Consider the following 22,757-nt stretch of genomic DNA (forward strand, 5'->3'; position numbering starts at 1 on the left):
TCATGTCAAAAGAAGATAATTTAAATCAAAACTGGAAAAAAGATTTCCCCATAAAAAAACAGGAATCAACTCAGGTCAGCCGACGCGATTTTGCTAAATTCCTGACTTTTGTTTCAGGCGGATTAATGGTAGGAAGCGGATTCGTAACCGCAAAAGCTTTTTTATTGCCAAAAGAGGAAGTGCAAGGTGAACATTTTATATGCAATAAGGAAGATGTTCCTGTGGGCGGAACTCGTGGTTTTGTTTTAGAAGGAAGTACAATTCCGTATATATTAATTCACTTAGAAAGCGGCGAATTTAGAGCCTACGAGCAAAAATGTACGCATCTTTCGTGTTCCGTATTTTACAAACCCGGAACCGGAATTATACATTGTCCTTGTCACGAAGGTTCATTTGATGCCATGACAGGCGATGTAATTGCAGGTCCGCCGCCAAGAGCTTTACCGCAGTTAGAAGTTGTATTTAAAGAAAATGCTGTTTTTGTTAAAGCATTAATCGAGAAAAAAGACAGCTAAGATTGTATAATTTAAATTTATAGATATGAGTACTTTTAGACGAAGCCAGAACCGCGCTAACCCTAATAAGCTGAACAATATACTTTCGACACTTATTTTTATTCTGATTTTAAATGTCAGCATTCAAATCTGGCTTTTATATGCATCCTTAAATAATGCATTAGAAAATAATAAGGAAATATTAATTCCTGCCTTTATAGCTTCAGCAATACTATTTTTTATTGGTTTTGCATGGTTATATTACCTTCCAAAAGGTAATTTTAAAAGAAAGTAAATCAAACACTTCAACTTTAAAAGCTATTTGATTTTTTCGCTCGGTATTTAAAAGAATTAAGCTAAATTTATATTTTTAAAAAATTTAGGCACTTAATTGATTTAACTAAGTAAAAATACTTATATTTGTAATAAGTATTTTTTGCTTGCAAAAATAACACGAATGATTAAAGTAGAAGATGCGATAGCGATTATTGAGGCAAACAGCAAAAAAATGCCGACAAAGCTAATCTCGGTTAGCAAAGCGTTAGGGTATGTTTTGGCAGAAAAAGTAATTTCGCCAATCGACATGCCGCCGTTTCGCCAGTCGGCAATGGATGGATATGCATTCACGCACAGTATTCGACATCAATATGATATTATTGGAACTTCACAGGCTGGAGATCATTCAAACATAAAGCTGAAAAATACAGAAGCAATTAGGATATTTACAGGTGCTTTTGTTCCCGATAATGCTGACACAGTCGTAATGCAGGAACATGTAATGGCAAATAAAGATTCAATTTTGATTGCCACAATGCCTGAGAAGTTTTCTAACGTTCGCCCAAAAGGAGAACAAATTAGAAAAGAGGATATAGTTTTTGAAGCCAATACTTTAATCACGCCCGCAGCAATTGGATTTTTAGCTTGTTTAGGAATTACAGAAGTTGAGGTTTACAAAAAACCGAAAGCAGCCATTTTAGTTACCGGAAACGAATTAGTACAACCAGGAAAAAAACTTAAAAAAGGAAAAATTTTCGAAAGTAATTCGGTTATGCTGGAAGCAGCACTAGAAACTATCGGAATCAAAAAAACGAAAGTTTACAGAGTAAAAGATAATTTAAAAGCGACAAAAAATGCGCTTAAAAGTATTCTGAAAAAATACGATGTTGTTTTAATTTCCGGCGGAATTTCAGTTGGAGATTATGATTTTGTAAAAGAAGCATTATTGCAAAACGGCGTTCAGGAATTGTTTTATAAAATCAATCAAAAACCTGGAAAACCTATGTTCTTTGGCTCAAAAAATGAAACTTTAGTTTTTGCATTGCCAGGAAATCCAGCTTCATCGCTGACGAATTTTTATATTTACGTTTCACCGGCGATAAAAAATAAATTAGGATTTACAGAAATTCATAAAACAAAAGTAGTTCGAAAATTAAATTCGGATATTAAGAACAGCACTGGAAAAACATTATTCTTAAAAGCAAAATACGACGAAACAAAAGTCACAGTACTCGACGGACAAAGTTCTGCAATGCTCAACACTTTTGCCGTAGCAAATAGTTTACTTATTGTTCCGGAAGATATTCAGGAATATAAAAAAGGACAATTAGTAACGTTATTGCCGATTGATTAGAGGATTTTAGATTTTAGAATTCAGATTTTAGATTTTTAGAATAAGAAAATAGAATAAAGAGTATAGAAAATAGATTTTTTGGTATTAAGGATGAAAAGCAGTGTGTAATATAAAACATATAGCTTGACAACTTTAAACAAAGAAAACCTGAAACAAACAAAAAAAAATGAACATCTTAAGTTCCGAAAACATATTATTATTCAGTTTTGCTTTAATTATAATTGCATTTTTATATTCAAGCGTTGGGCACGGCGGAGCATCGGGATATTTGGCTTTAATGAGCATTTTTGCTTTTCCGGTTTCAATTATGAAACCATCGGCTTTGCTGTTGAATTTGTTTGTTTCGAGTATTTCGTTTTTGTTTTATTATAAGAATAATTATTTCAAGCCCAAACTCTTTTATCCGTTTGCAATTGCCTCAATTCCGGCAGCATTTATTGGAGGTTTTATAACTTTAGATAATGCGATTTATAAAATTGTTTTAGGAGTTGTGCTGGTTTTTGCAGCGTTGAGGTTGTTTGGAGTATTTAATTTTAAAGAAAAAGAAGAAGTAAAAATTAATCTTCCAATTGCATTGGTAATTGGTTTTGCAATAGGTTTATTATCAGGAATGTTAGGAATAGGCGGCGGAATTATTTTGAGTCCGATTTTATTGTTTTTAGGATGGGCATCAGTAAAAGAATCGGCAGCAGTTTCAAGTTTATTCATTTTTGTGAATTCAACTGCCGGAATGTTAGGTTTCTTTTTAGGAGGAAAAACAATCCCGATGGAAAGTTTTTACTTAGTTCCAATTGCAGTTGTAGGAGGAATGTTAGGAGGATTTTACGGAAGCGGTTCTTTCTCTAACAAAACATTAAAAATGGTATTAGGAACAGTGATTTTGATGGCAAGCGTTAAATTGATTTTTCCTTGAAATAATAATAAAATAGAAGTCATAAGTTCTGTACGCAGAATTTTTTGCCACAGATTTCACAGATTAGAAAGGATTTTTGTTTGCAATGAATTAAACAAATTTAAATGAAGTTTTTTTGGCTTCTACAAATAAAAATTTGCGAAAATTTGTGTATAATCACTTTAATCTGTGAAATCTGTGGCAGAATAAATAATAAAACCTGAAACAAAAAAGACCATGGAAACACTAACAGTATTTATTCTTTGCGGAGGAAAAAGCTCCAGAATGCAGTCTGAAAAAGGATTAGTGCTGTTTCAGGAAAAACCATTTATAGAACATATAATTAAGGCAATTTTACCTATTACAGAGCAAATAAAACTAATTACGGCATCAAAAGAATACGATTATCTGCCGTATGAAAAAATGCCGGATATTGTTTCAGATAAAGGACCTTTAGGCGGAATTTATACAGCGTTATCTAATTCTAAAACCGAATTTAATTTGATTTTGAGCTGTGATATTCCATTGATTTCGACAGAATTATTAAAAGAATTAATTTCAAAACATACTGAGGAAGCCGGAATTACCATTTTTGCTTCAGAAAGCCGCCTGCATCCTTTAATTGGAATTTATTCAAAAAAAATCCTTCCAGTTATAAAAAAGGCAATTGAAACGGATGAATTAAAAATGATGGATTTACTGGCAAAGGTACCGCATCAAATTATCAATATAGATGAAAGTGAAAACTTTCCTTTAACCAATATTAATTCGGCCGACGAATTAAATGATCTGAATATCAATTTAAGTTAAAAGATTATGCAAAACTTAAAAACACCAAAATTAACGATTGTTGGCGCAGGACCAGGAGACGTTGAATTGATTACGATGAAAGCCATAAAAGCTTTAAAAAGTGCCGATGTAGTTTTGTATGATGCTTTGGTCAACGAAGAATTATTAGAATATGCATCAAATGCACAAATTATTTTTGTTGGAAAACGATTAGGATGCCATGCTTACACACAAGATCAAATTAACGATTTGATTGTTTCAATGGCAAAAAGTCACGGACATGTGGTGCGTTTAAAAGGCGGGGATCCGTTTGTTTTTGGAAGAGGAAGCGAAGAAATCGAGTTCGCAGAAGAATTTGGAATTGAAACTGCCATTGTTCCCGGAATTTCATCTGCTTTGGGTGTTCCTGCTTCGGTTGGAATTAGTCTGACACAACGCAAAGTAGCCGAAAGTTTTTGGGTTATTACCGGAACAACTTCAGAACATAAATTGTCAAAGGATATTCATTTAGCTTCAAAGTCGGCTGCAACAGTAGTAATTTTGATGGGAATGCATAAACTGGAAGAAATTATTTCGATTTATCAGGAAAACAGAAATGACGATTTACCAATTGCCATTATTCAAAACGGAACAAAAAATTCAGAACAAAAAGTGATTGGAACTATCAATACAATCACTAAATTGGTTGCTGAAAAAAATATATCATCGCCCGCAATTATTGTAATTGGCGAAGTGGTTAGAAATACTTCAAGCTGGATTTCCTATTTTCAGGAACATTTTGAAGATGAATTCATTTTTCAGAATTTAAATTTATAAAAATGATCGAGATTAAATATTTTGGAGCTGTTGCCGAAAAGACAAAATGTGAATTCGAAAAATTATCTTTTTCCGAAGAATTGTCTTTGCAAAAACTATTGCAGGATTTAAACGAAAAATATGAGTTTGAATCGCTTTCTTTCAGCGTAGCAGTAAATCAAAAAATAGTTTCAAAATCAGCAGATTACAATTTGCAAATAAGTGATATTGTGGCGCTATTACCACCGTTTGCCGGAGGATAAAATTAATTTATGAGTGCATCAAACCGATATAACCGACAAATGATTCTTCCTGAAATAGGAGAGGATGGTCAGCATAAATTATCGAAATCTAAAGTTTTGGTTATTGGTGCCGGAGGTTTGGGTGCGGCAATTCTGCCTTATTTAGCCGCAGCCGGAGTTGGTGAAATCGGGATTGTAGATAATGATACAATTGAAATTTCAAATTTACATCGTCAGGTAATTTACAAAAGTTCGGCTGTTGGGAAATCCAAAGCAGAAGAAGCAAAACGGATGATTTCAGAATTGAATCCGTTAGTAAAAGTCAACGCTCTTGCTGAGAAATTATCGGGTAAAAATGCCATTTCGTTATTTGAAAAATATGATATTATTGTGGACGCAACAGATAATATTTCGATTAAATATTTAATAAACGATGCTTGTTTAGCAACTAATAAACCAATGGTTTACGGTTCTATTTTTAGGTTTCAGGGACAAGTTTCGGTTTTCAATTATCAAAACGGGCCAACATACAGATGTTTGTATCCAGATAAAAACATTAACGCATTAAATTGTGAAGATGCCGGAGTAATTGGAATTTCGGTTGGAATTATCGGAATGTTTCAGGCAAATGAAGTTTTAAAAATGATCTTAGGAATTGGAGAAGTTTTAAGCGGTAAAATATTAGTTTATAATATTCTCAACAACGAACAGCAAAAATATGATTTTGATAAAAGTGATGTTCAGTTAATAAGCAGAGAATCATTCGAAGAAAAATATAATAAATTTGAAGTTGAAGAAATAAGTTTTGAATCGATTTTGCATGAAATAAACAAAGATTCCGTTTTATTTTTGGATGTTAGAAACGAAGAGGAACTGCCAAAAATCAGTTTAAAAAATCAAATCCAGATTCCGTTGCAGCATTTAGAAAATGAAATTGAAAAACTGAATAAAAAACAAACGATTTATATTTTCTGTCAATCTGGAATTAGAAGTAAAATCGCAGTAGAATTGCTTCAAAAACATCAATTTAAAAGTGTAAAAAGTATTGCTGGCGGTATTTTAGCGATGAAACAATTATTAGCAACAGAGATAAATTTATAGCCACAGATTACACAGATTAAAAAGATTTTTTTTGAATTACTGGTGTAAAGTTTTTTGCCACGAATTAGACAATTTACACTAATTTTTTATTCAAAAAAATCAAAAAATAATTCGTGGAAATTAGTGTAATTGCTTCGCCTGTTCGCTATCGCTCGAGTCGTGGCAAAAGAAAAATCCCTTTTAATCAGTATAATCTGTGGCAAAAAAAAACTACAGTAAAAACTAAAAAACAATGAGTAAAAATGTATTTGTAGAAGGACCAATTTCTCCTGAATTTATAGCGGAGTCGATTGCTAAACATCAATCGAAACACACAATTGGCGCACATAACATCTTTTTAGGACAAGTTCGTGCCGATGTAATTCACGACAATACAGTCGTGGCGATTGATTATTCCGCTTATACTGATATGGCAAACGAAGCTTTGCATACGATTCGTGAAAAAGCTTTCGCTAAATTCGATTTGACCTGTATGCACATTTACCACAGTTTAGGCGTTGTAAAAGCTGGCGAAATTTGTTTGTTTGTCTTTGTTTCGGCAACGCGACGCAAACAAGTTTATGAAGCAACTGAAGCGATCGTAAACTGGATAAAAACCGATGTTCCGATTTTTGGTAAAGAAATGTTTGAAAACGATACATTTACTTGGAAACAAAATACCTAATAAAACAGAATGGTAGATATTACGCATAAAATAAGTACATTAAGAAAAGCAACCGCAACGGCAATTGTAAAAGTCAGCAGACAAGAAACAATTGATGCTGTAGTAAACAATTTGGTTCCGAAAGGAAATGTGCTCGAAATGGCAAAAACGGCTGGATTATTTGCAGTAAAAAATACGCATTTATCGATTCCGGATTGTCACCCGCTTCCAATTGAATTTACATCGGTTGAATATAAAATAGAAGGATTGCAAATTCAGATTATCTTCAATGTAAAAACCGTTTATAAAACCGGAGTTGAGGTTGAAGCCATGCACGGTGCGTCGATTGTCGCATTGACAATGTACGATATGCTGAAACCAATTGATAAAGAAATCGAAATTTCGACCATCAAATTGATTAATAAAGAAGGCGGGAAATCTTCTTTTAAAAATAAATTTCCGTATGCGATAAAAGCAGCGGTTTTTGTTTGTTCTGATTCCATTTTTGCAGGAGCTAAAGAAGATAGATCTGGAAAAATTATTGTGGAAAAATTAGATTCTTACGGAGTTGAAACTTCTCATTATGAAATTATCCCTGATGAATTGGATATTATTCAGGAAAGAACAAAAGCTTACGCGAAAGATAATCAATTGGTGATTTTTACGGGCGGAACGGGATTATCTCCAAGAGATGTTACGCCGGAAGCTTTATCACCAATTTTAGAAAGCAGAATTCCGGGAATCGAAGAAGCAATTCGCGATTACGGACAGCAGAGAATGCCATACGCAATGCTTTCAAGAACTGTAGCCGGAACTTTGGGCAAAAGTTTAGTTTTGGCTCTGCCAGGCTCAACAAACGGAGCGAGAGAATCGATGGACGCTGTTTTTCCGCATGTAATGCACGTCTTTCATATTTTAAAAGGAAAAAATCATGACAGCCTCTAACACAATTTTGACGGATGTTTTTGGGCGCAGACACAACTATCTGCGTATTTCGCTGCTGGAAAAATGCAACCTGCGTTGTACGTACTGCATGCCGGCGGACGGAATTGCGCTTTCCCCTAAAGCCAGTTTAATGACGGCTGAAGAGATTTTTGGTATCGCCCAGACTTTTGTACAAAATGGTGTTGACAAAATAAGATTAACGGGTGGAGAACCGCTTTTACGAAAAGATTTTCCGGAGATAATCGCAAAATTAGCTGATTTAAATATTTCACTTTCGATAACTACAAACGGGATTTTAATAGATCGTCATATAGATGTTTTAAAACAGTTTAAAGTCAAAAAAATCAATTTGAGTTTAGATACTTTGGTTTCGTCTAAATTTCATTCTATAACGCTCAGAAATCAGTTTGAGAAGGTTGTAGATAATCTGCATTTGCTTTTGAATAATGATTTTCAGGTTAAAGTAAATGTAGTTTTAATGAAAGGTTTTAACGACAACGAAATTGTTGATTTCGTTAAACTAACGCAGTTTCTACCTATTTCGGTAAGGTTTATTGAGTTTATGCCTTTTGCCGGAAACGAGTGGGACAGGAGCAAAATGGTTTCTCAAAATGAGATTTTATCTTTGGTTGGAGATACTTTTGCAGAAGATGAAATTCTAAAACTGGAAGACGAAAAAAACTTCACTTCAAGAAATTATAAAATAAAAGGTTTTCAAGGCGATTTCGGAATCATAAGTTCGATTACAAATCCGTTTTGTGACAGCTGCAACCGAATTCGTTTAACCGCCGATGGAAAAATAAAAAACTGCCTTTTTTCCAATTCTGAAACAGATCTTTTAACGCCTTATAGAAATGGCGAATCAATTACAAATTTGATTTCTCAATCTGTTCAAAATAAAAAGAAAGTCCGTGCCGGAATGGTTACGATGGATGAAATGGACGATCCGAAAAAACATTTTGACAATCGTAGTATGATTGCGATTGGGGGTTAGGAGTTAATTATTAATTGTCAGGCTGAGCGAAGTCGAAGCCTTTTTTCACATAATCTTGTCATTTCGACGAAGGAGAAATCGCACTCGTAAATCGACAAAGATTTGCTCTTCACTTTGCGGAGCTTCTAGTGCGATTTCTCCTTCGTCGAAATGACAAAACTGTGCGTTAAAACAAAAAAAGGTTCAACTTTTAAAGTCAAACCTTTCTTTGATATTATTTTTTCTTTTTAGCTTTTGCCTTTTTTTGAGACTTCGCTTTCTTCTTTGCAATTTTTTTTGCTTTTGCTTTATCTTTAGCTTTTTTCGCTTTTTCTTTTTTCTTAGCTGCGGCTTTTAGTTTTGCTTTTTTAGCTTTTTCTTTCTGTTTGTCTTTTTTAGCTTTCTCTTTTTTCTTAGCTAATTGCTTTTTCGCTTTGTCCTTTTCTTTGTCTTTCACTTTCTTTTCTTTTTTGTCAGATTTATTTTTAGCAGCTTCTTCAGTTTTAACTACTTCATTTGTGCTTTCTTTTTTTACATTAGTAACAGCAGTTTCTGTAACCACTGTTTTTACTGCTTCGGGTTTAATAGCTGGAGTTAGTACTTTTTTAGCAGGAGTTCTTCGTACCGCCGGTTTTGGTGTAGTTGCTGCTGTTTTTGTAACAGATGCTGCCGGGGCTTTTGTTGCAGTTGCTGGTTTTACAGCTGTTGCAGCAGGTTTAGCCGTTGCAGTAGTTTTAACTGGAGCAGCTTTACGAACTGGTGCTTTTACTGGTGTTGCATTTACAGCCTTTACATTTTCTGCTGCTGGCTGAATATTTTCAGTTGTAGGTGAATCAATTTTCTCTGGGGTAATTTCTTCGTTCTTGTTTTCCATATAAATGTGCTTTTAAATGAGGATTATTAATAACAATGTAATCAAATTGTTAATTTATGGTTAAGTAAAGATAACTATAAAACAAGTTTCCCAATGTTAAGTTTTTTGTTAAAATTTAACATTAAGTATTTGAAAGTGAAATGTTTAGTTTTTTTAATAAAATTTAAACTTCAAATCTCTTAACAATTCTACATGAAAAAATAGAAGAAATTGCTGTATAAATGTGAAATATTGTAAAAAGTGAGATGTAAAAGGCGGGCTGTAAAATGCATTTTACTGATATTTCTTTTAAAAAATGATTGCCATAACCCCGATGGAAGAGAAAATCCTTTGTGTCAGTCCGAATAGCTATCAGGACTGGCACAAAGGATTTAGAAGGACAATGAGATTAGCCCCTAATAATTTTATTATGGTAAATGTTTAATTCTCTGCAATTTACTTCGTCAGTTCGCTATCGCTCGTGTCCAGAATTTTGAAATTGCTTTTTGGTGCTCCGCATAAGGAACAGCAATAATTTTCGCCTAAATCTGTAAACAAAATACCTTTTGGAATACCTTGACTTTCATCTCCGTATTCTGATTTATAAAGTGTCAGGCATTCCTGGCATTGGTAAATATCCTGCTGTGGTTTTTCTTTTTTCTGCTGGTTTTCTGTAGTCTCTGTCGCTGTATTTCCGAGTTCGTCGAAATATTTTCGGCTTAATTCGATTAGAATAGTTGGCAGTTCAAGTTTGTCAATGTCTTGTGAATGAACGATATATTCACGTGTATTTGGGTCGAAATTCTTCGCAAACAAAACATTATAAGTATCACGGATTTTAATTGATTCTAAAGCTGCTGGAAGTTCGTTTTTTTCAACAACAATTGAAGTAAAATAATGTCCGTCGCGATTATACTCTGATAATCCAAATGTTAGACCATAAGTACTAATATCAAATTGATCGAGCGTTCGAACTAAAAAAGTTTTTAAACTTAAAGCCCATTCCATTGCAACAGGCAGATGCCAGTTAAGTTCTAAGAGAGAATGACGCACGTTGATCCCTCTTTTGCCTAGGAATTTTTCCCATTCTAGTTTTCGGTCTTTTGGAATTCCTTTTATGATGAATGATTTCCAGGGCGTAATACAGATTTTCCCAATTTTACAATCGAAACATAAATCGCACATTTCTTTCAGGAAATCAAGATCGTACAAGTTATTTCGCCAATAAAGACCAAGCCAGTATTGATCGATTCCCATTCTATTCATTCCTTCATAATAAGGAAACGGATAAAACGGAATATTTAAAGGCTTGTCAATTGTTCTGTTATTGGTGTCTAAAGCTTCGCTGACCAAATTAAAAATCAAGTCAATTCCGATAGATTCTTCGGCGGTAATTTTTTCGATTTCGTAATAGAATTTGGCAATATCCCAGCTGTAAATCAGAACGGGATAAACTTCCATACGTTCCCATTTTGGTAAACGAATGTATAAATACCAATAATCTTCGTGTTCTGAAGCAATGAAGTTTAAATGTCCCGTAAACAACGGTACCAGCTGTTGTTTCGGATCGTTTATATTGACTTTAAGTTTTGGCTGTTCTTTAAAAAGCTCCAATATATATAGGAATTTATTTCCGGTAAGCCAATTTGTATTTCTAAAAATATCAGTCGAAACATAAGACGAAACAATATTATTTCCACTTTTTTGATCGGGATAAACAAAATGATGTTTTCCTAAAGCGTTTTTATCCAAAGATTTAAAATCTTTCGGGAAAATAATATCCTGTCTGGAGCCAAATGAAATAGATTCCAAACCCTGATCCATTGCCATATTAACAACTTCTCTCAACTCTCCCGGCGAAATAACGCCTCCTTTTACTATTAATCTTGTCAATTCCATTTTTTTGTAGTGTTCAGTGTTCAGAATTTTTAGTGTTCAGTTTGCAGTGTTTAGTGTTCGGGTTTCGTATTCAGTTTTTTACTGATCACTAAAACTCTGAACACTGACCACTAAACTTTACACTTCGCTAATATCTCTTTAACTTCTGTTTTACAGCTTCCGCAGCCTAAGCCGGCGCCTGTGTTCTTACATAAATCGGTGAAATTGCTGACACCGCTTTTAATCGTTTCTTCGATGTTTCCGGCTCCAACCTGACTGCAGGAGCAGACTAATTTTCCTAAAACCGGTTTTGCGGTTGAACTTCCACGAAGAAGTAAATTTCGTTTGTCTGATAATTCGATTTTGCTTTCGATCATCGTTTTGAATTCGGCGAACTCGCTTTTATCACCCATTAAGATGGCTCCGACAAGCAAATCATCCTTTACGATGCATTTTTTGTAATAACGTTTTTTCAAATCGGCAAAAACAATTTCTTCAAATGAATCGTCGTTTTCCGGGATTTCAATATCGCCGATACTGCAAAGATTTAAATCTTCGAGTTTTAAAATATTCATTAAGACCGAACCTTTGTAATAACTGCTGATATCGCCTGCTAAAAAGTTGGCCAGAATATCAGCTTGTTCTTCAGCGGCAGAGGTGATTCCGAATAGTTTATTGTTGAATTCGGCGATTTCTCCAATAGCAAAAATATCTGGATTTGAGGTTTGGAGATACTGATTTACTTTTACGCCGCGTCCGCAGGAAAGACCGCTTTCTCGGGCAATTTCTATGTTTGGAATTGTTCCGATAGTATATACAATTGCATTTGCGGTAATGATCCTGCCGCTTTTCAGTGCAATTTCAATTTCGTTTGGATTATCGGTTTCAAAAACGGTGCTGACTTCATTATCAAAATAAATCTGAATATCACGAAGCTGAACCTCTTCGGCCAATAATTTACTGGAAATTAAATCCAGCTGACGTTCCATTAAACGGGAAGCTCTTTGAATTATGGTTGTTTTTACTTTTTTATGTTTTAAAGCAGCTGCCAATTCTAATCCTAGCAAACCTCCTCCAATAATAACAACATGCTGCTCTTCGGCTGGAAGATTGGTACTGTCTAAATGTTTTTTCAAGCGATCTGCATCTTCTTTGCGTCTTACGGTAAAACGGCCAGGAAGATGAAGCTGTGCATTTTCTGGAATAAAAGGACGGCTTCCGGTTGCCAGAATTAAGGAATCGAAAGTATGCGTTTCGCCTAAACTGTCTTTTATAATTTTGCTGGCTGTATCTATTTTATCAATCGCAACGCCGGCTTTCATAGTAATGTTGAGCTTGTTTAAAGCTTCGCCGTCTTTTACTTTTAAAAGCTGTTCCCAGCTGAATTCGCCCGTCATATATTCCGGTAGTAAAACGCGGTTGTAAAACGGGTTTATTTCATTCGAAAAAACAATAATTTCATCGGTTGTATTGAATTCCCGGTAGTTTTGAATAAATCGGAATGAAGCCGCACCGGCACCCACAATTGCAATTTTCTGAAAAGGTTTTACATATTTCGTAATCGAAACAGTAGTGAATTTAAAATCGGGTTCTTTTGAAACCGGATCAACAACAGTATTGGTTAAATTGTTGGTTCGGTTTAAATCATTTTCGAGTTGTTTTCCCCAATGCATCGGCAGGAAAACTACCTTTTCTTTGACAGAGTCGGTTACTTTTGCTTTTACCCGAACTTCTCCATTTTTACTCGAAACAATTACAATATCGCCGTTTTTAATATTGTTTTTGAAAGCATCGATAGGATTTATTTCTAAAACCGGACTTGGGGTGTGTGTCATTAATCGTGATACTTTTCCGGTTTTGGTCATCGTATGCCATTGGTCGCGAACTCTTCCGGTTGTTAAAATAAACGGGAATTGCGGCGTTGGCTGTTCTGATGTATTTTCAATTGCTGCCGGTAAATTGAAAATGGCTTTTTGCGACGGTGTATAGAATTTTTTATCGGTAAATAAACGGGGAGTTCCCTGATGTCCATAATCTGGAACGGGCCATTGAAAAGTCCCTTCGGTTTTTAAACGATGATAATTTAAATATGAAATATCGATGTTTGTGCCTTTGGTAAGGGCACAATGTTCTTTGTAAATTTCCTCGGTACTATTAAAATCAAAACCATTGAAATTCATTTTTTTAGCAAAGCGAATTAAGATTTCGGCATCCGGAAGTGCTTCTCCAGGCGGATTAATTCCTTTTGGTAGATAAGAAATACGGCGTTCTGAGTTAGTCATCGTTCCTTCCTTTTCCAGCCATCCGGCAGCAGGCAGTAATAAATCGGCAAATTTTGCTGTATCGGCGTTGTGCGAAATATCCTGAACGACTACGAATTTGGCATTTTGTAATGCTTTTTCGATACGACGGGAATCAGGTAAACTTACTAACGGATTGGTGCAGATAATCCAAACAGCTTTCATTTTACCTGATTCCAGTGCATCAAACATTTCTGTTGCTGTTAAACCAGGTTTATCTGAAAGTTCGTCAACGCCCCAAAAATCTGCTACTTCTTTGCGATGCACGGGATTGGCAATGTCTTTGTGCGCTGCTAAAAGTGTAGCCATGCCTCCAACTTCACGCCCGCCCATTGCGTTTGGCTGTCCGGTTAAAGAAAAAGGCCCGGAGCCGGGTTTTCCTATTTGCCCGGTTAATAAAGAGAGATTCAGTAAAGCAGTATTCTTGTCAACCCCAACAGCACTTTGGTTTAAACCCATTGCCCAAAACGAAAGGAAACCTTTTGCTTTTCCGATGGTATCAGCAGCCAGCTTAATATCGTTTACCGGAATACCGCATAGTTTAGATGCTTTTTCAAGCGAAGTACTTAGAACCAAATCTTTGTATTGTTTGAAATTCTCGGCATTGTTTTTAACGAAATCGTGGTCTACATAGCCTTTTTCGATAATGCGTTTGGCGATTGCATGGTATAAAATAATGTCTGATCCGGGAATAATCTGTAAATGTATATCGGCAAAAGCGGCTGTATCAGTTCGCCTTGGATCGATTACGATTATTTTTGTTTTCGGATTTTTCTCTTTATGTTTTTCAATTCTTCTAAATAAAATAGGATGGCACCAAGCGGGATTTGCGCCGGTAATTAAAAGTGTATCGGCAAGTTCAATATCATCATAAGCAATTGGTACAGAATCTTCTCCAAAGGTTTTTTTATATCCCACAACGGCAGAACTCATGCAAAGTCTGGAATTGGTATCGATATTATTGGTCTTTAAAAAACCTTTTACCAATTTATTTACCAGATAATATTCTTCGGTTAAACATTGTCCCGAAATGTAAAATCCAACGCTGTCAGGACCATGTTTTTTTATAATTGAAGTAAAAACAGCTGCAGCTCTATCGAGAGCCGTATCCCAGCTCACACGCTCGAGCGGATACGATTTACTGCCGCGCATTTCCGGATATAAAATTCTATCTGAAGTATCGTTTACTACATAATGCAGATTCATTCCTTTAGAACATAACATTCCTTTATTGACCGGATGATCTTTGTCACCTTCTACCATCACGCCGTTTTTGGCATCGTTGGTTACGATTATACCGCAGCCAACGCCGCAATACGAACAGGTAGTTTTGATTTTGGTATTTTGCATTACAGTTCTTTTTTAGATACTATTTTTTGAATCTGCAGAGATTTAGATAAATCACTTATACAAAAATAAGTATTTTTACGTATAAATACTTATTTTTTTGAATTTTTTTTTCTATTTTTGATGAAAATAAATGAGGAACAACAAATTAGTTTTTAAATCGGTTAAAATTTAGGACTCATGAAAGACGAGCAAGCCATTTGTTATACCTGCGAAAACGAGAACTGTTTTATTAAAAAACATCTGCATCTGGAACAAATGAAACAATATGTTCAAAAGAAGCATAGTTTTGTTTGCAAAAAATCGCAGCAGTTTATTATCGAAGGTGCTCCAATTCAAGGACTTTATTTTATTTGTAAAGGAAAAGTAAAAACGGTTAAAACCGGAATTAACGGCCGTGAACAAATCGTTCGTCTTACTAAAAATGGAGACACAGTTGGTTTTCGTGGTTTCGGGACCAGCAAACGCTATCTTATTGGAGCTTATGCTTTAGAAGATACGGTTTTGTGTAATTTCAGCAATGAAACCATGATGGAAATCCTTCAAAATGTTCCTGAATTTACTTATGCCTTAATGTTGTTTTATGCCGATGAACTTAATAAAAGCGAAAACAATATCCGTAAAATCGCTCATATGAATGTACGTGAGCGTGTTATCGATTTACTTTTATACATTCACCGAAAATTCGGTCAAATAAACGGCTTAATTGAAATTGAACTTTCAAGAAAAGAAATAGCAGACTTCGCCGGAACTACTGAAGAACAGGTTATTCGCGTTCTCTCAAGTCTTAAAAAAGAAGAACTTATCAAAACAGTCGGCAAAAGAATTGGTATTCTTGCTATTCCTAAACTTCAGTCAGAGATAATAGAACATAAGTATTTTTAGGGGTTTTAGATTTCAAGTTTCAAGTTTCAAGTTTCAGGTTTCAAGTTTCAGGTTCGCTAAATAACCATTGCAATCACATTCTCCATTCATCTCTTATCTTGCATCTCTCATCTTGCATCTCTCATCTTGCATCTTGCATCTTTTTCACCATTCCAACAATTATCAAATTCTCTCATTATCTAATTAAGTTAAATTACGTAATTCCAGAGATCTCTTGTTTTAAAGGACCTGACACCAACATCATGCGAAAACGCAGAAAACAAATTGATTTTCAAGCGCTTTTTTGGGGTTAAAAAAAATGTTTTGATATGGTATAAGCATTGTACTTAAGTATTAGTACGTATATAAATTTGCTTCATACAAATCAAAAACATAATTATTATGAGCAAATTAACCAATCCTATATTAAAAACACACAACACTAAATTTTTATCAAAACTTTCGAAATCTATTCTACTGGGGTTTGTACTTATGTTGTTGGGAAACTATGAAGCAAAAGCACAATTTACACTTACAGGTCAGTTAAGAGAACGTGTTGAAATGCGCGCCGGGCAAGGAACTTTGCAGCAAGAAGGTGATAAAGCTGCTTTATTTACAAGTCAGAGAACAAGATTAAATGCCGGATATTCTGGATATAGATTTAAAATTTTTACCGCTTTGCAAGATGTTCGTGTTTGGGGACAAGATGCTTCCTCTATCAACAGGACAACGACAGAAGCAAATAACGGAATTTTATTGCACGAAGCCTGGGCAGAGATTTTTTTGAACGACACTGTAAGTACAATTCAGAATCTGTCTATAAAAGCAGGACGTCAGGAAATTGCTTATGACGATCAAAAAGTCTTGGGAAGTTTAGATTGGCTGCAACAAGGAAGACGTCACGATGCGATTGTCTTTAAATTTGCCAATAAAGGCTGGACTGTTGATGTTGGGGCTGCTTTTAATCAGAATAAAGAAAATAATACAGGAACAATTTACAATGGTACAAATCCGGCTTATGGTGCTGGAACCAACGGAATTGGCACGATGTATAAGTCGTTTCAATATGCTTATGTGGGGAGAAAATTCTTCTTTGGTGACTTGTCCTTTTTATTTTTCAAAGATGATTTCAACAAATACACTTTAACGACTGCCGGAACACCTCCAGTTACTACAAAAGTAAACGGAACAGGAGTTTGGAGCCGAAATACAACAGGAATTTACTTCAATACCAATGTAACCCGAAAATTAAATTTAACAGGAAGCTATTATTATCAAGGCGGAAAAAATAAAGATGGACGATCACTAAACGCCAATTTGTTCTCGATTACGTCAACATTACAAGTAGGAAGGAAATTGTTTATTGGTCCCGGAGTTGACTTTTTATCTGGAGATGACGGAACAAAAACAGTTACGGCCGATTCAAAAGACAATCGCTTTGACCCACTTTACGGAACGCCTCATAAATTTTGGGGAAGCATGGATTATTTTTATGCTGCAAACGGTTTTGGAAAACAAGGTTTACTGAATTACTTCTTCAAAATAAAATATAATGCCAAAGACAATTTAAGTCTCGGATTGGATATTCACGGTTTTGAGTCGGGAAACACTTTGTCTAATGGTGCTGGTGGAAAACTAAATTCTTATTTAGGAACCGAACTTGATCTGCTAGTAAAATACAACCTAACCAAAATTATAAATATCGAAGCAGGATATTCTTTTATGAAAGCCACCAATTCTATGGCTTCTGCAGCGGTTAAAAATGTTGCCAACGCCGATTTAAATCCACAGTTTGCTTATGTAATGCTAAATATCAAACCTAATTTTTTAGCTAAAAAATAATAATCAACAACTTTTAAATTTTGTAAAAATGAAAAATATACAGATAAATACAATAGAAGTTTTCAAAAGAATAATACTGACTTTAATACTCGTTTTAGCCGTTTCTTTTACAGAAGTTACAGCTCAAAATGATCCTGTAAAACTTGGATTTATTCCGTTAACAGATTGTTCTCCAATTGTAATGGCTAAAGAATTAGGGTTGTTTAAAAAATATGGAGTTGAAGTAGTGGTGACCAAAGAATCTTCATGGGCCAATGTTCGTGACAAAATTTTAACTGGTGAATTAGACGGAGCGCACTGTCTATATACAATGCCGTTTTCGGTTTATACCGGGGTAGGAGGGAAAGCAGGTTCTGAAATGAAAATCGCCATGATGTTGAATGTTAACGGTCAGGCTATAACACTTTCGAATGATTTTTGCGGAAAAGTAGGTTTTAAACAAATGAATAAAATTGCGCCTGTTGTGGCGGCCAAACTTAAGGCAGAAAAAGAAGTGACTTTTGCCATGACTTTTCCCGGAGGAACGCACGATTTATGGCTAAGAAACTGGATGGCTATTGCTGGTGTAAATCAAAAAACATCTAAAATTATTACGATTCCGCCGCCGCAAATGGTGGCAAACATGAAAGTTGGAAATATGGATGGTTATTGCGTTGGAGAGCCTTGGGGTGGTGTTGCAGTAAAACAGGGAATTGGTTTTACACAAGTGGCTTCACAAGACATCTGGAAAGATCATCCTGAAAAAGCTTTGGTTGTTAATAAGGAATTTAGTGAAAAACGCAGAACTGATCTTGTAAAAGTGATGAAAGCGGTTCTGGAAGCTTGTATCTGGCTGGACAATCCGGCGAATCGTAAAAAAGCTGCTGCGATAATAGGGAAAGCACCTTATGTAAATGCTCCTGCAGATGTTATTGAAAATAGATTAATGGGAAATTATGATTTAGGCTGTAATCAGGGAACAGAAGTTTACACTAAAGATTATATGCTGTTTTACAAAAGCGGCTTGGTTAATTACCCTAGAAAATCATACGCGATTTGGGCAATGGCACAATATGTTCGATTTGGGTATTTGAAAGAAGCTCCAAATTACAAAGCAATTGCCGATAAATTGATTTTGCAGGATTTATACGAAGAAGTAGCCAAAAGCCTGAAAGTAAAAGTACCAAATGATGATATGAAACCTTTCTCGCTAACGATGGATAAAACGGTTTTTGATCCTTCAAACCCGGAGGCTTATTTAAAAGCGGCTAAAAAATAATTTTCAAATTTAAATCAGAATATCATGTCTAATAAAGATACTTTAACGCTAAACGATATTGCGGATCAAACAGAAGTTTTGATGGAAAACACCGCAATTGATGCCGGAAAAAATGAAAAATGGAAATTGATTTTAAATTCAATTTCCATTAAACTAAAATCAACAGCTTTGGCAGGAATCGGAATTGCTTTGTTTATTGGTTTTTGGAGTTTATTAAGTTATTATACTAAAGAGGCACTTCCTGGACCTTTGGCCACCTTTACAGTTTTAAAAGAAATGTTAAGCGATCCGTTTTATGATTACGGACCCAATGATAAAGGAATAGGACTGCAGTTATTCAATTCAATAAAAACCGTTTTGCTGGGCTTTTTATTAGGTTCTTTAGTTGCAATCCCAATTGGGATTTTAATGGGAGCGAGTACGATTTGCAAACAAATTATGTACCCAATTGTACAGCTTTTAAAACCGGTTTCGCCTTTGGCATGGTTTCCTATTGGATTGGTCGTTTTTAAAGATACCGGTTTGGCAGCGATTTTTATCGTTTTCATTACATCCTTATGGTCCACTTTAATCAATACTTCTTTTGGAATTGCTTCAATTCCTCAGGATCATAAAAATGTAGCAAAAGCATTCGGTTTTTCTAAGATGCGTTACCTCACCAAAATATTGATTCCGTATAGTTTGCCTCATATCATTACCGGACTGCGTTTGAGTATCAGCGTGGCGTGGCTTGTAATTGTTGCCGGAGAAATGCTTTCCGGCGGTGCCGGAATAGGATTTTTTGTGTGGGACAGCTGGAATGCCTTAAGTTTAGAAAAAGTAATTTCTGCTATAATCATTATTGGAATAGTTGGTTTATTATTTGATAAATTTTTCACTTTCATCGAAAATAAAGTGGCTTACAAAGCTTAATCAGAGGTGCAAAGGTTCAAAGTTGCAAAGGGACAAAGGTAGGCCGCCTGAAACTTGAAACCTGAAACTCTCAGAAATCTAAAATCAACAATCTAAAATCTAAAATCCAACATTATGAGTTATTTAGAAATCAAAAATTTAGAGATATCATTTCCAACTCCAAAAGGTAAATACATTGCCGTTCACGATATTAATTTATCTATTCAAAAAGGAGAAATCATTTCGATTATAGGACATTCGGGCTGTGGAAAATCGACTATTATGAATGCTATTGGAGGCATGCTTACGCCAACTGGAGGTTCTGTTGAGCTGGCCAGTCAAAAAATAAAAGGACCGGGACCGGATCGCGGAATCGTTTTTCAGAACTACTCGCTTTTACCTTGGTTAACAGTAGAGGAGAATATCTTTCAGGCTGTCGATTCGGTTATGAAATGTTCCAAAAAAGAAAAACATGAGATCGTGATTCAGAATCTTAAAAGGGTGAATTTATTCGAACATAAAGATAAACTGCCGGGACAGCTTTCGGGCGGAATGAAACAACGTGTTGCTATTGCGAGGGCTTTTGCAATCAATCCGGGCGTATTGCTTTTGGATGAGCCTTTTGGAGCTTTAGATGCCTTAACAAAAGGATCGATGCAATTGGAAGTCTTGAAATTATGGAACCTGGACAATAGAGAAAAAACAATTGTAATGATTACGCATGATATTGAAGAAGCGTTGTTTTTATCTGATCGAATTGTAGTTTTGAATAATGGTCCGGCATCAACCATAAGAGAAATTGTTGAAGTGCATCTGCCTAGACCAAGAAATAAAATCGAAATTGTAAAAATGCCTGAGTATATTGCTTTAAGAGATAAATTGCTGCATTTATTGACAGACAAATTTTCTATTGAAGATATGGGAATGAAGTATAAAAATTAATTAGAATTTAATTGAGATGTTCTGTTGAGACGCACTGCTGTGCGTCTCTGTTATTTTGTTCGTTTAATCTTTACAGGATTTTGTCTGGTATCAAAAACGTCTGAAATTTTTATCAACTTTTTATCATCGTCAATACAATAAATGATCTTGTAATTGTTACAAGTTAGATATAAGTATCTATTTTCTCTGTCTAATAAAAGATCTTCAACTTGTGCTGAAAATGTATTATTTATAAGTTTTTTGGGTTCAGAAATGATTTCTTTAATGATTTTTTTAGCAACTTTAATTCCCGCTTTTTCAAGATAATAGTTATAGATTTTATCAATTTCATTTTCTGCAAATTCAGACCATATAACTTTCAATTTCATTACTTATATTTTTCTAGAAGTTGTGAAGTTGTTTTATATTTTCCTTTTTTAAAATCATCTTCTGATTGATCAATTCTGTTATTAAATTCTTCAATAGAAAATGGACTCAAAAAATCACTTTCATCTTCATTTTTTTTGTTTCTGCTTTTTAATAAATTTTCAAGCTGAGAAATTACTTCTTCACTTTGAATTTTTAGAAACTCCTGTACAAATTCTATTTTTCTAGTCTGTAAATCCATCTCATTAGTATTTTTCCAAATTTACGAATTATCTTGGATATGAATATTTTTTTGATTGTATTTTTAAAATACTGTTTAGTAGAATTATAGTTCGACTAGAAAAATAAGTCAAATTGAGTTTTTTATTTCTTTTTCCCAATAAATCGAATTACAGAACCTGTTCCGTTATGAAATAAACCTTCGTTGAGTTCGATTTCCTTTTCTTCTAATTCGATGATTTCATAATCTGGGAAATCCGCTTTAATTTCTTCAATTGAAAATAGAGATTCAATGTCTTTTGGTCCGCCCACTTTTTCGTTTATGGCAAGATATTCTAAATGTTTTTTGCTGAAAGCTTCAAAAATAATAATACCATTTTTACGTAATAATTTATCAAGCTGTCTATGAATAGCCGATTTAATTTCTGCCGGAAAATGAGCGTAAATTAAAGCAATCGTATCAAATTGTTCTTGTTGAAAATCCAGAGTTTCTAATTCGCCAACCTGATAATCAATTGAAACATTATTAGCATCAGCAAGTTTTAAAGCTTTGTTTTTTCCTTCTTCACTAATATCAAAAGCGGAAACTTTCCAGCCCGATTTTGCGGCAAAAACGGCATTTCTTCCTTCGCCTTCAGCAGGAAAAAGTATAGTACCGGGATTTAGCTTTTCCAGTTGATCTCTTAAGTAATTGTTGGGTTCTTCGCCGTAAGCAAATTCTTCACTGCTGTAGCGGTCGTCCCATCGCTGAGTCCAGTTGTTCATGGTTTATATATTGAATTTAATTATTAAGGGTTTGTGGTCACTGAGCGTAGTCCAGTCTTGATATGTTCCTATTTGAACACTTTCAAGAGTTTCAATAAAATCATTTGAAGCAAAACAGTAATCCAGATGATACGGTTTGTTCTCATGTCTATAAAGGTATAAAGTTGGATGTTCTTCTTTGCCCTGAATTTGATTAAAATATTTATGATAAGTACTAAAAATATTTTTGTCTCCCAGTTTGTTTACAACCGTTGTATGATTTCCTTCTCGTCGTGGTTTGTCCCAAATAGTATTGCTGTTGAAATCTCCAATTAAAATGGTTTTGGTTTCTTTAATAAGATCTTCATAATAGTTAATCGCTTTCCAAACCTGGGTAATATATTGTCCGTCTTTATCTTCAGGATTGTTTGCCCAGATTGCAAATAAAGTAAAATCGATTTTTCCTTGAGTAACGGCTATTGGAAGAATATTTTTAAAATTTGGATTATGGCAATCCAATAATTGAAATCGATAATCGCTATAAGAGAAAACACCAAGTCCTTTATGCGGATTTGTACCGTACCAAAGAATGTCGTTTGGCAGCTTTGAATTAGCAGGAAATTTTAATTTTTCAGGACTTTCACACTCCGAAATTACGGCAATATCAGGATTATGGGCTAGGATGAATTCTGCTTTTTTTCTGAATGCCATGTTGCAATTCCAGGCTATGATTTTCATTTATTGGAAAA

At 34.7% G+C, this 22,757-nt stretch carries 24 protein-coding genes; 17 read left to right on the forward strand and 7 right to left on the reverse strand.

Features of this window, described 5'->3' with window-relative positions:
- Positions 1 to 2: 2 nt before the first annotated feature.
- From LUU93_RS19070 to moaA, 11 genes are all read left to right on the forward strand, one after another.
- Complete coding sequence (locus LUU93_RS19070; protein ID WP_232682741.1) at positions 3 to 515, forward strand: QcrA and Rieske domain-containing protein; 513 nt, start codon at positions 3 to 5, stop codon at positions 513 to 515.
- 25 nt (positions 516 to 540) lie between these two features.
- A complete protein-coding gene (locus tag LUU93_RS19075) occupies positions 541 to 789 on the forward strand; it encodes a DUF6755 family protein (protein WP_053470284.1) in 249 nt (82 codons plus the stop codon).
- A gap of 162 nt (positions 790 to 951) precedes the next feature.
- Positions 952 to 2,124 (forward strand): molybdopterin molybdotransferase MoeA, encoded by a 1,173-nt coding sequence (locus LUU93_RS19080; RefSeq protein ID WP_232682743.1) that lies wholly within the window; start codon positions 952 to 954, stop codon positions 2,122 to 2,124.
- Between the two features lie 166 nt (positions 2,125 to 2,290).
- A complete protein-coding gene (locus LUU93_RS19085; protein WP_232682744.1) occupies positions 2,291 to 3,037 on the forward strand; it encodes a sulfite exporter TauE/SafE family protein in 747 nt (248 codons plus the stop codon).
- A gap of 216 nt (positions 3,038 to 3,253) precedes the next feature.
- Complete coding sequence (locus tag LUU93_RS19090; protein WP_232682745.1) at positions 3,254 to 3,826, forward strand: molybdenum cofactor guanylyltransferase; 573 nt, start codon at positions 3,254 to 3,256, stop codon at positions 3,824 to 3,826.
- A gap of 6 nt (positions 3,827 to 3,832) precedes the next feature.
- The gene (gene cobA / locus LUU93_RS19095; RefSeq protein ID WP_232682746.1) at positions 3,833 to 4,621 is read left to right on the forward strand and encodes a uroporphyrinogen-III C-methyltransferase; all 789 of its coding nucleotides are present in this window, start codon (positions 3,833 to 3,835) and stop codon (positions 4,619 to 4,621) included.
- Between the two features lie 2 nt (positions 4,622 to 4,623).
- The gene (locus tag LUU93_RS19100; RefSeq protein WP_232682747.1) at positions 4,624 to 4,863 is read left to right on the forward strand and encodes a MoaD/ThiS family protein; all 240 of its coding nucleotides are present in this window, start codon (positions 4,624 to 4,626) and stop codon (positions 4,861 to 4,863) included.
- Positions 4,864 to 4,872: 9 nt separating this feature from the next.
- Positions 4,873 to 5,943: a HesA/MoeB/ThiF family protein gene (gene moeB / locus LUU93_RS19105; RefSeq protein ID WP_232682748.1), complete on the forward strand. Its 1,071-nt coding sequence runs from the start codon at positions 4,873 to 4,875 to the stop codon at positions 5,941 to 5,943.
- 232 nt (positions 5,944 to 6,175) lie between these two features.
- Positions 6,176 to 6,607, forward strand: a complete 432-nt coding sequence (locus tag LUU93_RS19110; RefSeq protein ID WP_007807486.1) for a molybdenum cofactor biosynthesis protein MoaE — start codon at positions 6,176 to 6,178, stop codon at positions 6,605 to 6,607.
- A 9-nt stretch (positions 6,608 to 6,616) separates the two neighbouring features.
- Positions 6,617 to 7,531, forward strand: a complete 915-nt coding sequence (gene moaCB, locus LUU93_RS19115; RefSeq protein WP_232682749.1) for a bifunctional molybdenum cofactor biosynthesis protein MoaC/MoaB — start codon at positions 6,617 to 6,619, stop codon at positions 7,529 to 7,531.
- The gene (moaA, locus tag LUU93_RS19120) at positions 7,518 to 8,525 is read left to right on the forward strand and encodes a GTP 3',8-cyclase MoaA (RefSeq protein ID WP_232682750.1); all 1,008 of its coding nucleotides are present in this window, start codon (positions 7,518 to 7,520) and stop codon (positions 8,523 to 8,525) included. The genes moaCB and moaA overlap by 14 nt, the downstream gene beginning before the upstream one ends.
- A 214-nt stretch (positions 8,526 to 8,739) precedes the next feature.
- Here the strand turns inward: moaA and LUU93_RS19125 are convergent, their stop codons facing one another.
- Entirely contained in the window at positions 8,740 to 9,378 is a 639-nt protein-coding gene (locus LUU93_RS19125) for a hypothetical protein (protein ID WP_232682751.1), read from the reverse strand.
- 295 nt (positions 9,379 to 9,673) lie between these two features.
- Between LUU93_RS19125 and LUU93_RS21740 the strand changes: the two genes are divergently transcribed.
- Complete coding sequence (locus tag LUU93_RS21740; protein WP_255669558.1) at positions 9,674 to 9,802, forward strand: hypothetical protein; 129 nt, start codon at positions 9,674 to 9,676, stop codon at positions 9,800 to 9,802.
- A gap of 11 nt (positions 9,803 to 9,813) precedes the next feature.
- Here the strand turns inward: LUU93_RS21740 and LUU93_RS19130 are convergent, their stop codons facing one another.
- Positions 9,814 to 11,256 carry a rubredoxin gene (locus LUU93_RS19130; protein ID WP_232682752.1) on the reverse strand — a complete coding sequence of 481 codons (1,443 nt, stop codon included), beginning with the start codon at positions 11,254 to 11,256 and terminating at the stop codon, positions 9,814 to 9,816.
- Positions 11,257 to 11,366: 110 nt separating this feature from the next.
- Entirely contained in the window at positions 11,367 to 14,885 is a 3,519-nt protein-coding gene (locus tag LUU93_RS19135; RefSeq protein WP_232682753.1) for a nitrate reductase, read from the reverse strand.
- Between the two features lie 177 nt (positions 14,886 to 15,062).
- Here LUU93_RS19135 and LUU93_RS19140 point away from each other — a divergent pair, with 177 nt between their 5' ends.
- The 5 genes from LUU93_RS19140 (at position 15,063) to LUU93_RS19160 (ending at position 20,679) form a co-directional block, all read left to right on the forward strand.
- Entirely contained in the window at positions 15,063 to 15,767 is a 705-nt protein-coding gene (locus LUU93_RS19140; protein ID WP_232682754.1) for a Crp/Fnr family transcriptional regulator, read from the forward strand.
- A gap of 381 nt (positions 15,768 to 16,148) precedes the next feature.
- Complete coding sequence (locus LUU93_RS19145; protein ID WP_232682755.1) at positions 16,149 to 17,588, forward strand: alginate export family protein; 1,440 nt, start codon at positions 16,149 to 16,151, stop codon at positions 17,586 to 17,588.
- 28 nt (positions 17,589 to 17,616) lie between these two features.
- Complete coding sequence (locus LUU93_RS19150; RefSeq protein WP_232682756.1) at positions 17,617 to 18,846, forward strand: CmpA/NrtA family ABC transporter substrate-binding protein; 1,230 nt, start codon at positions 17,617 to 17,619, stop codon at positions 18,844 to 18,846.
- A 24-nt stretch (positions 18,847 to 18,870) separates the two neighbouring features.
- Positions 18,871 to 19,758, forward strand: a complete 888-nt coding sequence (gene ntrB / locus LUU93_RS19155; protein WP_232682757.1) for a nitrate ABC transporter permease — start codon at positions 18,871 to 18,873, stop codon at positions 19,756 to 19,758.
- A gap of 114 nt (positions 19,759 to 19,872) precedes the next feature.
- Complete coding sequence (locus LUU93_RS19160) at positions 19,873 to 20,679, forward strand: ABC transporter ATP-binding protein (protein WP_232682758.1); 807 nt, start codon at positions 19,873 to 19,875, stop codon at positions 20,677 to 20,679.
- A 50-nt stretch (positions 20,680 to 20,729) separates the two neighbouring features.
- Here LUU93_RS19160 and LUU93_RS19165 read toward each other — a convergent pair whose 3' ends face one another.
- The 4 genes from LUU93_RS19165 to LUU93_RS19180 all read right to left on the reverse strand — a co-directional run bounded on the left by LUU93_RS19165 (position 20,730) and on the right by LUU93_RS19180 (position 22,746).
- Entirely contained in the window at positions 20,730 to 21,047 is a 318-nt protein-coding gene (locus tag LUU93_RS19165) for a type II toxin-antitoxin system RelE/ParE family toxin (protein WP_232682760.1), read from the reverse strand.
- The gene (locus LUU93_RS19170; RefSeq protein ID WP_232682761.1) at positions 21,047 to 21,286 is read right to left on the reverse strand and encodes a hypothetical protein; all 240 of its coding nucleotides are present in this window, start codon (positions 21,284 to 21,286) and stop codon (positions 21,047 to 21,049) included. Before LUU93_RS19170 ends, LUU93_RS19165 begins: the two co-directional genes overlap by 1 nt.
- Before the next feature lie 122 nt (positions 21,287 to 21,408).
- A complete protein-coding gene (locus LUU93_RS19175; protein ID WP_232682762.1) occupies positions 21,409 to 22,029 on the reverse strand; it encodes a class I SAM-dependent methyltransferase in 621 nt (206 codons plus the stop codon).
- Between the two features lie 3 nt (positions 22,030 to 22,032).
- Positions 22,033 to 22,746, reverse strand: coding sequence for an endonuclease/exonuclease/phosphatase family protein (locus LUU93_RS19180; protein WP_232682763.1), 714 nt, complete (start codon positions 22,744 to 22,746; stop codon positions 22,033 to 22,035).
- Positions 22,747 to 22,757: the final 11 nt, after the last annotated feature.

Origin of the sequence: Flavobacterium soyae, from assembly GCF_021245985.1 — a bacterium.
In the GTDB taxonomy this organism is placed as follows: domain Bacteria; phylum Bacteroidota; class Bacteroidia; order Flavobacteriales; family Flavobacteriaceae; genus Flavobacterium; species Flavobacterium soyae.

What these genes read in the sequence shown, in the direction of transcription:
- ntrB (WP_232682757.1), top strand. Translation starts at nt 18,871, where the DNA reads ATGTCTAATAAAGATACTTTAACGCTAAACGATATTGCGGATCAAACA.
- LUU93_RS19165 (WP_232682760.1), bottom strand. Translation starts at nt 21,047, where the DNA reads ATGAAATTGAAAGTTATATGGTCTGAATTTGCAGAAAATGAAATTGAT.
- LUU93_RS19100 (WP_232682747.1), top strand. Translation starts at nt 4,624, where the DNA reads ATGATCGAGATTAAATATTTTGGAGCTGTTGCCGAAAAGACAAAATGT.
- LUU93_RS19085 (WP_232682744.1), top strand. Translation starts at nt 2,291, where the DNA reads ATGAACATCTTAAGTTCCGAAAACATATTATTATTCAGTTTTGCTTTA.
- LUU93_RS19075 (WP_053470284.1), top strand. Translation starts at nt 541, where the DNA reads ATGAGTACTTTTAGACGAAGCCAGAACCGCGCTAACCCTAATAAGCTG.
- LUU93_RS19070 (WP_232682741.1), top strand. Translation starts at nt 3, where the DNA reads ATGTCAAAAGAAGATAATTTAAATCAAAACTGGAAAAAAGATTTCCCC.
- LUU93_RS19170 (WP_232682761.1), bottom strand. Translation starts at nt 21,286, where the DNA reads ATGGATTTACAGACTAGAAAAATAGAATTTGTACAGGAGTTTCTAAAA.
- LUU93_RS19150 (WP_232682756.1), top strand. Translation starts at nt 17,617, where the DNA reads ATGAAAAATATACAGATAAATACAATAGAAGTTTTCAAAAGAATAATA.
- LUU93_RS19080 (WP_232682743.1), top strand. Translation starts at nt 952, where the DNA reads ATGATTAAAGTAGAAGATGCGATAGCGATTATTGAGGCAAACAGCAAA.
- LUU93_RS19125 (WP_232682751.1), bottom strand. Translation starts at nt 9,378, where the DNA reads ATGGAAAACAAGAACGAAGAAATTACCCCAGAGAAAATTGATTCACCT.
- LUU93_RS19145 (WP_232682755.1), top strand. Translation starts at nt 16,149, where the DNA reads ATGAGCAAATTAACCAATCCTATATTAAAAACACACAACACTAAATTT.
- moaCB (WP_232682749.1), top strand. Translation starts at nt 6,617, where the DNA reads ATGGTAGATATTACGCATAAAATAAGTACATTAAGAAAAGCAACCGCA.
- LUU93_RS19090 (WP_232682745.1), top strand. Translation starts at nt 3,254, where the DNA reads ATGGAAACACTAACAGTATTTATTCTTTGCGGAGGAAAAAGCTCCAGA.
- moeB (WP_232682748.1), top strand. Translation starts at nt 4,873, where the DNA reads ATGAGTGCATCAAACCGATATAACCGACAAATGATTCTTCCTGAAATA.
- LUU93_RS19175 (WP_232682762.1), bottom strand. Translation starts at nt 22,029, where the DNA reads ATGAACAACTGGACTCAGCGATGGGACGACCGCTACAGCAGTGAAGAA.
- LUU93_RS19135 (WP_232682753.1), bottom strand. Translation starts at nt 14,885, where the DNA reads ATGCAAAATACCAAAATCAAAACTACCTGTTCGTATTGCGGCGTTGGC.
- cobA (WP_232682746.1), top strand. Translation starts at nt 3,833, where the DNA reads ATGCAAAACTTAAAAACACCAAAATTAACGATTGTTGGCGCAGGACCA.
- LUU93_RS19180 (WP_232682763.1), bottom strand. Translation starts at nt 22,746, where the DNA reads ATGAAAATCATAGCCTGGAATTGCAACATGGCATTCAGAAAAAAAGCA.
- moaA (WP_232682750.1), top strand. Translation starts at nt 7,518, where the DNA reads ATGACAGCCTCTAACACAATTTTGACGGATGTTTTTGGGCGCAGACAC.
- LUU93_RS19110 (WP_007807486.1), top strand. Translation starts at nt 6,176, where the DNA reads ATGAGTAAAAATGTATTTGTAGAAGGACCAATTTCTCCTGAATTTATA.
- LUU93_RS21740 (WP_255669558.1), top strand. Translation starts at nt 9,674, where the DNA reads ATGATTGCCATAACCCCGATGGAAGAGAAAATCCTTTGTGTCAGTCCG.
- LUU93_RS19140 (WP_232682754.1), top strand. Translation starts at nt 15,063, where the DNA reads ATGAAAGACGAGCAAGCCATTTGTTATACCTGCGAAAACGAGAACTGT.
- LUU93_RS19130 (WP_232682752.1), bottom strand. Translation starts at nt 11,256, where the DNA reads ATGGAATTGACAAGATTAATAGTAAAAGGAGGCGTTATTTCGCCGGGA.
- LUU93_RS19160 (WP_232682758.1), top strand. Translation starts at nt 19,873, where the DNA reads ATGAGTTATTTAGAAATCAAAAATTTAGAGATATCATTTCCAACTCCA.